Source organism: Pseudomonadota bacterium, assembly GCA_026388275.1.
Classification (GTDB): Bacteria; Desulfobacterota; Syntrophorhabdia; order Syntrophorhabdales; family Syntrophorhabdaceae; genus JAPLKB01.
The window spans coordinates 1-9868 of record JAPLKB010000032.1 but is presented as its reverse complement, the minus strand read 5'-3'; the positions used below and the strand labels follow the sequence as shown (position 1 = coordinate 9868).

The window sequence follows — 9868 nt, the reverse complement described above, 5'->3', positions numbered from 1 at the left end:
AGTGCGATGCAGCGTCCGTATTGACTTTCCAGAGATATTGACCGTTTCTGACAATGTGTCAGAAACTCCATCCTGGAGGTAGTCAGGAGAGCGCTCGTAGTTCACCAAATCGGCCATAAAGTTATCCACGTTATATCCTTTGTCAGGATGTTTCGCCTGAATATATGTAAGAATTCCTTTGGCCTGATCTATGGGATTTAAGTCTTCACGCTGGAGGTTCTCCGTCAGTTGAAGGGCAATGGTATCACCTAATTCTTTTCCTGCTTCAACAACTCTCACCGGTACGGATTCAAGTCCTAATTGTCTGGCTGCTACAAGACGCCTCTCCCCGCAAATGAGTAAATACGTCCCATTATCCTGTCCTGTTACAATAAGCGGTTCCAGGATGCCTTTGTCTTTGATTGATTGCATGAGCGACTTGAATGAGTCTGTTTCGATATCAATGTTTGATCTCACCTGTGCCATTACTACAATCTTGTCTAAGGAAATGTACATAAATTCAGGATTTACAGTTGTCTTTTTCGTTGCCATATAGTTCCCCCTTTTTAAAATTCAGTGAATAGTCGTTAGTGAATAGTCGTTAGTAGATAGTGAATAGCAACACACACCCTTTGCTGGGGTGATTTATCAAGGAATAACTTTACAGAAAAGGTTGAGATACTCAGAAGTCATAACCCGTTTGCCGTCTTTACCACTGTTCACTATATACTATTCACTATTCACTGCCTTTTTAACTATTCACTGCCTTTAATTTCCCCTTGATGTTATTATTAATTGTAGGAAATAAGAAATAATGTGTCAAGATGTTTTCAGCCTTTCTGCAGGGCTGACAGGTGTTCTACACCCTCCGCGTGTCGAGCAAATCAGTTGGGAATGTGTTTTATTAAAATTATTAAATGCACCTACTAATGTTGGATGTTGAAGATTCTCAGGGAGGAATGATTACCGCATAAAATCTTTGCTTTTTGTGTTATTGAGATGCATATAAAATTCCCTCTTTTTGACCTTTCCACAGAAATCAGCAAAAATATAATTATGTCCGTAGGGACACTCTAAAATCTATTCAATTTCATATCCTACCCGCCGTATCTATGCACTATAGCCTTGTAGATAAAAAAAATAAATCCGAGTCCTAAAACTATTTTCACAATAAAACTAACGGTTTTTTTGACTTTAGACGGGACCTCGGACTGATTTTCGTTCTCGTTCTCGTTTTCTTTATTCTCCATGACATTTCCTCACGAATTCGTCTATCTACACAATAACTATGCCTGTCATGTTCATCTAATTTTCTGCAAAGGGAGACATATTGTTATTTGCTTACCCATTTTTCCCCCATCGCTTGCCGGTTATGTACGTGATAACTACTGCTATAATCACTAGTATAAACATGAAGATATACACCAACCAATTTGGCGCCGTAATCTTTACCTCCTTGTAAATGTTTACGTTAATTTCCCGCTCAATCATAAGAGTGGGAAATTATGTCACTTTTAGTGACCGCCCAATACATCAGGAACTGTCATTGTGTCGAGGGTTACGTTGACCGGCAAGTTGAAGATATTATCGGGAGATATCTTCTTGATATTCTTATACTCCACACTCCATTTTCCATTTGCATTCGCTATTTTTACAGGAAAACGTATGTCTGTTGCGAACCACTGATGATATATGTCACTCTTATTACCCTGTTTGACAATAACCTCATATTTCTTAGTCGGATGTCCATCTATAGTTTCTGCACCAATTTCCTTCCTGCTTACTTCACCGAAAATTTTTTCTTCCGTCCATGGCTTCAAGGCGGGTGTCAATTTTGCTTCAATATATGTATTCTCAGCACCATTAATCTGCCAGAATAAACCTTTATCTCCCCTTATAATCGTGTACATAGGGGTACTGCCTCTTTCCACGCGGCACTTGCTGTCCTTTGAATAAAACTTGCCATTTCTCGTTATCTTTCCTTCTTTTGTAACCATGTCTGCCGCAATATCAATTGCAAATACATTTGAAAACGTTGCAATTACGAATAGGAGCACGAACCCTGATGCAAATAAATACTTTTTCATTACCTTCCTCCTGTTTAGTCGGTGAAATATTGTTATTTTTAGAGGTTAACAGATTAGTTTTACCTCCTGTATCCAGTCAGAGATGAAGCCGTAACAGATCCGGCCCAACAAACAGGCAGGTTCTTTTGAAAGACTGCTTATACAATGATTCACTGTTTACACTTTCCGACTGAACCTATTTTGCACGTCTTGCCATTGGTCCAGGTTGCTTGATCAAGGAAAACATTTGTAAGGTTTGCCTTTGACACATCGGCACCCGATAGAGTGGCAAAGCCGAGATTGGTACCAGATAGATTAGCGCCTGACATATTGGCTTTTGTAAGATTTACGTTACCCATCATTGAATTCGATAGGTCTGCTCCGGAAAGATTCGCCGAGGAAAGATCAGCGTATTCCATTTCAAGATTATTCAATTTTGCCCCTGAAAGGTCACACTTCGGGCATTTGTTTGTTTTTTTCAGTGCCTGAACCTGCTTCTCATCAAACCCATAAAGAGTTGTCAAGGAAACAAAAAAACAGAAAACAATCATACCAATAACCAAAATCCCTTTTAAATTGTACATAACCGCTCCTGAAGACTATGCTTCAGATAGCGGCCCGACTATTCTGTATATTTACCTCCAGAGACAATAAACGTCTCTGAACCCGTTTAGATATTCAGTTGTTAGTTTTATCTATATCATAAGTACCCAATAAAAAAACCGCTCCTGAAGACTATGCTTCAGATAGCGGCCCGACTATTCTGTATATTTACCTCCAGAGACAATAAACGTCTCTGAACCCGTTTAGATATTCAGTTGTTAGTTTTATCTATATCATAGAATATTTATATAACCTTCTTGATAGAGAAGTCAAGTTTTTTTAAAGAATTTTGGGAGATTTTTGTATACAACAATAATTAAATAAACAATTTTTTAAAAGGAGATTGAGGATGTTCTTAAATAGTATACAATGATATCCTTTTTTTCTATCAGTAATATGCGAAGTTCGAATGAAAGCCATATACAATTCCGTGAGGCTCCATCTCCCTGAACTGCGGGCAGATTTTCCTTAATATGTTTCTCTTATGAATTTACTTTCTTGCCCAATTTTTTCTCAATTGACTCAATCTTCTGTATGATTCTCCCGCTTTTCCCTTTCCTGATATCAAGCTTTATGGTTGAGTAGACCCTGCTGCAGTCGGGTTCAAGCAGCATATATGACGTGTTTATTATTTTGAATGCTTCTTCAGCAGTTTCAACTTCGAAGATGGTGCCCATGGGCGTCAGTTTGTAGGGTATATTGCTTCGATCGATCATGTCGATGATTCTGCTGACATATTCACTTATACTGTCCCCCTTATCTGTGGGGAACATGGCAAACTCGACAAGGACAGACATTATGCCTCCTGAATTTCAGGGCTAATCCAATCAATTGATTTCGGGGTGACCACATTCCCTCGCCCCTTGAGGGAGAGGGCAGGGTGAGGGGGGATAATCATGTTCCCATTCCACTTATACCTTGCAGCTCTGCTGCGGGGAGGTTCATTGTAACCCTATCTCAATCTCGGATTTTTTGCGAGATTTTTGTTAGCAACTTTTTTCTTGACAGCGGGCTGTTTTTGAGCAGATGCATCGGCTTTTTCCTTTCTTGCTTTGACAGTCTCCATCTCGTTCTTTAATTGAGCCAGATCAGATTTTAATTTATCATTTTCTTTACTGATGCGCTCAAGCTTTGTATTAACAGCTGTAATCTCAGATTTAAAGCTTGCAAAGTCAATACTACTTATTTTCCTGTCGAGGTTAATTATATCTCCCTTTGTAGTCGATATTTGCATTCTCAGAAAAATGGTTGCTGCTCCGACTATAATTATCAGAATAATGACTACAGGCAGAAGAACAGGCAAAAGATGATTTATTTTTGAAGCAAAGCCTTCCTCTTCTATATTTATCTTAGGTTTCAAATGCTCTTCAGGCATTTTAAAGAAATCATCGTCTATTTTTATTTCTTTTTCAGTGTCATCTATTTTCATTGTACCCCGATCCTTTTGAGTATAAATATTTTTTATCAGCTGTTGCACAATATTGCTTTTAATAAGTATTTTCGATAGTGTATAATATCAGAAAAATGTTTAAAGTAAAAGGGTTAATGTCGCAGACTTTATGTAACACAATATAATAATACAGTATTGTTTGTTGTAATATCCTTTTAAAAAGGCGGAAGCTTAATAATGGACAATGAAGACAGGACAAAGGAAGAACTGATACAAGAACTGACTGAAATGAAGAAGCTTGTTGATGTACTCGAGAAGAAAGCCTCCGAACACGAACTTGTTGACAAAGCACTTAAAGACTCAGAGGAACTGCTGAGGTTAATCCTGACACTTTCAACAAACTTTATCATTCTTTCTCCGGACGAAATAGACGATGGAATAAACGACGTGTTAAAGGCAATAGGCAGCTTTGCCGGAGTTGACAGGAGTTATGTTTTTCAATTTGATAAAAACGGAATCGAAATGAATAACACACACGAGTGGTGTGCAAATGGGATATCGCCTATGATAGTTGGTCTTCAGCATATGCCGACAAATGATCTGCCCTGGTTTTGTGAAAAAATAAAGAACTTTGAAGTAATTCATATACCTGACATCACAGAACTTCCCTTCGAAGCAATAGCAGAAAAGAAGGAGTTTATGAGGGAGAGCATCCAATCACTTGTTGCGGTACCGATTGTGTCAGGCTACACAATAATCGGCTTTCTCGGCTTCGACAGCGTCAGCACAAAAAAGAAATGGTCTGAGGACACTATTTCACTTCTTAAAAATGTCGGTGAAATCTTTGCATATGCACTGACAAGAAAGCATATGATGGAGGCGTTGCATGACAGCGAATCGAAGTATAAGACACTTTTTGAACATGCCAACGATGCCATAATGCTGATAAAAGAAAAAAAATATATTGATTGCAACACAAAAACGTTAAAAATATTTGGATGTGCACGTGAACAAATTATCGGACAATCTCCGTCACTGTTTTCACCTGATTTTCAACCGGACGGAAGTGAATCATCGAAAAAGGCCATTGAAAAATTGACTGATGTTTTAAACGGCAGCGCTCAGCATTTTGATTGGAAACACCGCCGTTATGACGGAACTATTTTTGATGCAGAGGTAAGCCTCAACCGGATTGTGTTTGGCGGCGAGACTTTTATACAGGCAATTGTCCGTGATGTGACAGAGCGGAAAATGGCGGAAGAATTGTTCAGAACCCTGGCAAACAGCTCGTCTGCCGGTGTATATATAGTGCAGGACGGCAAGTTTAAATTTGTCAACCCTTGTTTTCAGCAAATTACTGGATATAACGAAAATGAGATTCTGGGCAGGGATTCTCTTACATTTGTAATAGAAGCAGATAGAGAAGCAGTAAAGGATAATGCCTCGAAAATGTTGCAGGGCGGACAATCATCCGCTTTTGAAGTAAGGGTTTTTGCAAAAGCAGAAGAAACCAGATGGATTCTTGTAACGGTTACGTCAATACAATATAAAGGAAAACAGGCAGTTCTCGGAAATTTTATTGATGTAACGGATCGTAAAAAAATGGAGATGTTGTTAAAGGAATCGGAGGAGCGATATCGTATCCTTACCGAGCGATCCCTTGTCGGTGTATATCTGGTTCAGGATAATGTTTTCCGGTATGTGAATCCGGCCTTTGCAAATATACATGGGTATAAGCCCTTTGAAATGATCGGCAAGCTGGGGCCTATGGATTTCATAGTCCCGACTGACCGTGAAAAGGCTGAAGAGAGCATTCGTAAGAGGAGAACCGGTGGAACAGACGGTACCCTTCTCGAACTTGGCATAGTAAGGAAGGACGGTGAAATCAGGAAGGTTGAGATATACGGCTCACGTGCAATATATAACGGCAGGCCGGCAGAACTGGGGACGCTCCTGGATGTAACTGAAAAAAAACAACTGGAAGAACAATTGCATAACATGTCAATGAAGGATGAACTGACGAAGCTTTATAACCGGCGGGGCTTTTTCATCATTTCCGAGCAGCAGATCAAGATTGCAAATCGTACAAAGAATGAGGTGCTCTGTTTTTTTATTGACATTGATGGTATGAAATGGATAAACGATACCCTGGGGCACAAAGAAGGCGATGAAGCGCTTATTATGACTGCAAATATTCTCAGCAAGACTTTTCGTGAAGCTGATATAATCGGGCGTATCGGCGGAGATGAGTTTGCCGTACTTGCAGTAGGCACTAATGAAACATGCTCAGAACTGCTTGTAAGACGTCTGCATGAGCATATTGACAGATATAACATTCAGACCAACAAACCTTACAAGTTATCATTGAGCATTGGCGTAGCGATTTATGATCCTAATAATCCGCAATCTGTTGATGATCTCATGTCAACGGCAGATACGCTTATGTACAAAGAAAAAAAAGAAAAGTATCTGGAACAGGGATTAGCACGATAACTTACCAACTTGCCAATTAGTACTTACAACAATTGACAGATGTAATCAGGGGTTGTATATTTCCTTATTATGTTTGATAAGATGCGCGAATCTATACAATCTGTTTTCGAGCGCGACCCTGCTGCGAGGAATATCTTTGAAATAGTCTTATGTTATCCCGGTTTTCATGCAATTCTATTTTATGGAATCAGCAACTGGTTTTGGGTTCATAAGATGTACCTGCTCGGAAGATTTGTCTCCCATATAGGAAGATTCCTAACCGGTATCGAGATACATCCGGGTGCAAAGATCGGCAGAAAGTTTTTTATTGACCACGGCATGGGTGTGGTTATAGGGGAGACAGCAGAGATAGGCGATAATGTTACCCTGTATCATGGTGTTACGCTTGGAGGCACAACCTGGAAGAAAATAAAGAGACACCCAACCATAGGAAATAATGTAGTCATCGGCGCCGGCGCAAAGGTCCTTGGACCTGTTACAATAGGGGATAATTCAAAGATAGGTGCCAATTCGGTCGTAGTAAATGAAGTACCGCCAAACTCGATTGTGGTAGGTATCCCCGGTAAAGTAGTCTTCAGGGTTGAGGGAGAAAACAGGATCCAGATGGACAGCTCATTCATGCCCGATCCTCAGGCACGGGCTATCAGCTCTCTTATTGAGAGAGTGAAAAGGCTTGAAGAAAAGCTGGGCGGAGAAACAGAGAGGAAGGACGATCAGGTATCTCATGAGCCGGCAAAGCGAGCATAATAATGTACGAAGAAAGATTCTACAGAAATATATCGAAGCCCGGTGATATGCTTTGCTATGAGGTAAAGCTTAATGAAACGGACCTTTTTTGCTGTACAAAAACAGATTTAAAGACCTGCATAGAAGAACGGGTGATTTTTTACCGGCATCAGCTTGAATCATATATCAAATACAGGCCTGAATTTCAGGAAAGTCTGACGCCTGTTGAAACCGATAACTTTGCCCCTGGAATTGTGAGGGAGATGATAGAGGCATCTCAGATCATAGGTGTCGGACCAATGGCTTGTGTGGCCGGTGCAATCGCAGAATATGTGGGTAGAGATATTGCTGCGTTGACGGATGAATATATCGTTGAAAACGGCGGTGATATTTGTCTTAAGACAAACCATGAGAGGGTTATGCTCATATATGCAAAAGATTCGCCTTATAGCGAAAAGATAGGGATCAAGCTGAAAGGAAGGGATACTCCCTATGGAGTCTGCACCTCTTCGGGAACAATAGGGCACTCATTAAGCTTCGGCAATGCTGATGCATCGTGTATTGTAGGAAATTCCTCCCTTTTTGCAGATGGACTTGCAACTTATGTAGGGAATATTGTAAAAAAAAAGGATGATATAGCAGTTGCCATAGAAAAAGGCAAGACATATCCGGGTATAAGCGGTATATTGATTATCCTTGGCGATCATCTTGGCGTCTGGGGCGATCTTGAGATAATAAAAGTATAGAATAATTTCTAAATTCGGCATGAATTACACCTATGCAAGTTTCGGAGTGTGAGAGCCGAGGGGCAATTAATTTAATTGTGAGGTTTGTTATGAAAAAAAGGTTCATTATAAGATTTAAAAGGGAAGCCATTGATAAGCCCGTTGTCTACCGACTGGCTAAAGATTATGATCTGATTTTCAATATCCTCAGGGCAAACCTGTCGCCAAGGGCTGATTCGATGATGGTGCTGGAGATAGAAGGCACAGATGAAAACTTTAATAGAGGCATCAAATACCTGAATGACATGAACCTTGATATGGAACCGATGGAGCAGGATATAAACAGGGATGAGAACATGTGTGTACACTGCGGGGTATGCACGAGTGTATGCACCCCGAATGCATTATCTATAAACAGGGAAAACATGAAGGTTGAATTTGATTATGAAAAGTGTGTGGCATGTGAATTATGCGTAAAGGTTTGCCCGGTAAGGGCAATGAATGTATATTTTGATTAGAGGAAGGCATGAAGAGGGTATATTTCGATAATAATGCAACAACGCCTATACACCCTGAAGTATCTGAATTTGTGGAACCCTTCTGGAAGAAACTGTTCGGCAACCCGTCAAGCCTTCACTGGGCAGGCATGGAAGTCAGGGGGTATTATGACAGGGCGCAGGAGCAGGTTGCAGGATTAATAAGTTCCGAGTCTGATGAAATTGTTTTTACAAGCTGTGGAACAGAAAGCGATAATCATGCTGTCAAAGGCACGGCCTATGCAAAAAAAGATCAGGGACGGCATATTATTACGACAAAAGTTGAACATCCCGGTGTATTGAACGCATGCAGATATCTTGAAACAAAGGGATATGAAGTTACTTACCTGCCTGTTGACGGTCATGGAAGGCTTGAGCCGATAGATGTAAAAAAGGCAATACGGGATGATACCATTCTGGTTTCTGTCATGTATGCGAATAATGAAACGGGAACGTTGTTGCCGATTAAAGAAATCGGTGAAATAGTTCATGAAAAAGGGATCATTTTTCACTCCGATATGGTTCAGGCTATTGGAAAGATAGAAATTGACGTGAATACATTGAATGTAGATCTGGCGAGTTTTTCGGGCCACAAAGTATATGCGCCAAAGGGTGTCGGGGCATTATATATAAAGGAAGGCCTTGATATAGACAATCTTATTCACGGTGGGCACCAGGAGGCCGGCAGAAGGGCGGGCACAGAAAACATGATCGGTATTGCTGCCTTCGGCAAGGCATGTGAATTGATAAAAGAGGAGATGGCAACAGAGAACGGCAAGGTTGAGGCATTGAGAAAGAAGCTGTTAGAAGGCATAACAAACAGCATAGATCATGTAATACTGAATGGACATCCTGGATACAGGCTGCCCAATACTTTAAATATAAGCATTGAGTATGTGGAGGCAGAATCGCTGCTTATTGCCCTTGATTTCAACGGTATTGCCGTTTCCTCCGGTTCTGCCTGTTCTTCAGGTTCGACAGAACCGTCCCACGTGCTTCTTTCTATGGATATACCCCCTGAAGTATGTCAGAGCGCAATCAGGATGAGTCTTGGAAGGGAAAACACCAAAGAAGATGTCGATTATGTTCTTTCCGTTATGCCGGGGGTTGTGGCCAGACTGAGAGAGATGTCGCCGTTTTATAAAAAATAATTGCTCCGACATGCGCCGGGATTGCTGAAGGGGGAATATTTGGGCAACAGGCTGTCAATGGCTCGTACTATTATACAAGACACCAATAGACAAAGGGAATACAATTTGATAGGTTTCTTAAAAGGTAGGTTGTGTGGGTGGTCAGGTCGGTCAAGGCGTGAACGGTCATTATCAGATGGCCAGTTCGTGGGTCAGATGG

General features: G+C 40.7%; 11 protein-coding genes. 5 read left to right on the top strand and 6 right to left on the bottom strand.

Features of this window, described 5'->3' with window-relative positions; translation table 11 throughout:
• The 6 genes from NT010_08800 to NT010_08775 all read right to left on the bottom strand — a co-directional run.
• Positions 1-531 (bottom strand): ParB/RepB/Spo0J family partition protein (locus tag NT010_08800; protein ID MCX5806147.1); only part of this gene is annotated, 531 nt, incomplete at its 3' end.
• A gap of 545 nt (positions 532-1076) precedes the next feature.
• Entirely contained in the window at positions 1077-1229 is a 153-nt protein-coding gene (locus NT010_08795; GenBank protein MCX5806146.1) for a hypothetical protein, read from the bottom strand.
• Positions 1230-1493: 264 nt separating this feature from the next.
• Entirely contained in the window at positions 1494-2066 is a 573-nt protein-coding gene (locus tag NT010_08790) for a hypothetical protein (protein ID MCX5806145.1), read from the bottom strand.
• Between the two features lie 149 nt (positions 2067-2215).
• Complete coding sequence (locus NT010_08785) at positions 2216-2629, bottom strand: pentapeptide repeat-containing protein (protein MCX5806144.1); 414 nt, start codon at positions 2627-2629, stop codon at positions 2216-2218.
• 501 nt (positions 2630-3130) lie between these two features.
• The gene (locus NT010_08780) at positions 3131-3445 is read right to left on the bottom strand and encodes an MTH1187 family thiamine-binding protein (GenBank protein ID MCX5806143.1); all 315 of its coding nucleotides are present in this window, start codon (positions 3443-3445) and stop codon (positions 3131-3133) included.
• 155 nt (positions 3446-3600) lie between these two features.
• Positions 3601-4077: a hypothetical protein gene (locus NT010_08775; protein MCX5806142.1), complete on the bottom strand. Its 477-nt coding sequence runs from the start codon at positions 4075-4077 to the stop codon at positions 3601-3603.
• Between the two features lie 198 nt (positions 4078-4275).
• Here NT010_08775 and NT010_08770 point away from each other — a divergent pair, with 198 nt between their 5' ends.
• The 5 genes from NT010_08770 to nifS all read left to right on the top strand — a co-directional run bounded on the left by NT010_08770 (position 4276) and on the right by nifS (position 9669).
• Entirely contained in the window at positions 4276-6531 is a 2256-nt protein-coding gene (locus NT010_08770) for a PAS domain S-box protein (protein ID MCX5806141.1), read from the top strand.
• Positions 6532-6600: 69 nt separating this feature from the next.
• Entirely contained in the window at positions 6601-7278 is a 678-nt protein-coding gene (cysE, locus tag NT010_08765) for a serine O-acetyltransferase (protein ID MCX5806140.1), read from the top strand.
• Positions 7279-7280: 2 nt separating this feature from the next.
• Positions 7281-8003: a UPF0280 family protein gene (locus tag NT010_08760; protein MCX5806139.1), complete on the top strand. Its 723-nt coding sequence runs from the start codon at positions 7281-7283 to the stop codon at positions 8001-8003.
• Between the two features lie 89 nt (positions 8004-8092).
• Positions 8093-8500: a 4Fe-4S binding protein gene (locus NT010_08755; GenBank protein ID MCX5806138.1), complete on the top strand. Its 408-nt coding sequence runs from the start codon at positions 8093-8095 to the stop codon at positions 8498-8500.
• An 8-nt stretch (positions 8501-8508) separates the two neighbouring features.
• Positions 8509-9669, top strand: a complete 1161-nt coding sequence (gene nifS / locus NT010_08750; GenBank protein MCX5806137.1) for a cysteine desulfurase NifS — start codon at positions 8509-8511, stop codon at positions 9667-9669.
• Positions 9670-9868: the final 199 nt, after the last annotated feature.

What these genes read in the sequence shown, in the direction of transcription:
- NT010_08770 (MCX5806141.1), top strand. Translation starts at nt 4,276, where the DNA reads ATGGACAATGAAGACAGGACAAAGGAAGAACTGATACAAGAACTGACT.
- cysE (MCX5806140.1), top strand. Translation starts at nt 6,601, where the DNA reads ATGTTTGATAAGATGCGCGAATCTATACAATCTGTTTTCGAGCGCGAC.
- nifS (MCX5806137.1), top strand. Translation starts at nt 8,509, where the DNA reads ATGAAGAGGGTATATTTCGATAATAATGCAACAACGCCTATACACCCT.
- NT010_08755 (MCX5806138.1), top strand. Translation starts at nt 8,093, where the DNA reads ATGAAAAAAAGGTTCATTATAAGATTTAAAAGGGAAGCCATTGATAAG.
- NT010_08785 (MCX5806144.1), bottom strand. Translation starts at nt 2,629, where the DNA reads ATGTACAATTTAAAAGGGATTTTGGTTATTGGTATGATTGTTTTCTGT.
- NT010_08760 (MCX5806139.1), top strand. Translation starts at nt 7,281, where the DNA reads ATGTACGAAGAAAGATTCTACAGAAATATATCGAAGCCCGGTGATATG.
- NT010_08790 (MCX5806145.1), bottom strand. Translation starts at nt 2,066, where the DNA reads ATGAAAAAGTATTTATTTGCATCAGGGTTCGTGCTCCTATTCGTAATT.
- NT010_08780 (MCX5806143.1), bottom strand. Translation starts at nt 3,445, where the DNA reads ATGTCTGTCCTTGTCGAGTTTGCCATGTTCCCCACAGATAAGGGGGAC.
- NT010_08795 (MCX5806146.1), bottom strand. Translation starts at nt 1,229, where the DNA reads ATGGAGAATAAAGAAAACGAGAACGAGAACGAAAATCAGTCCGAGGTC.
- NT010_08775 (MCX5806142.1), bottom strand. Translation starts at nt 4,077, where the DNA reads ATGAAAATAGATGACACTGAAAAAGAAATAAAAATAGACGATGATTTC.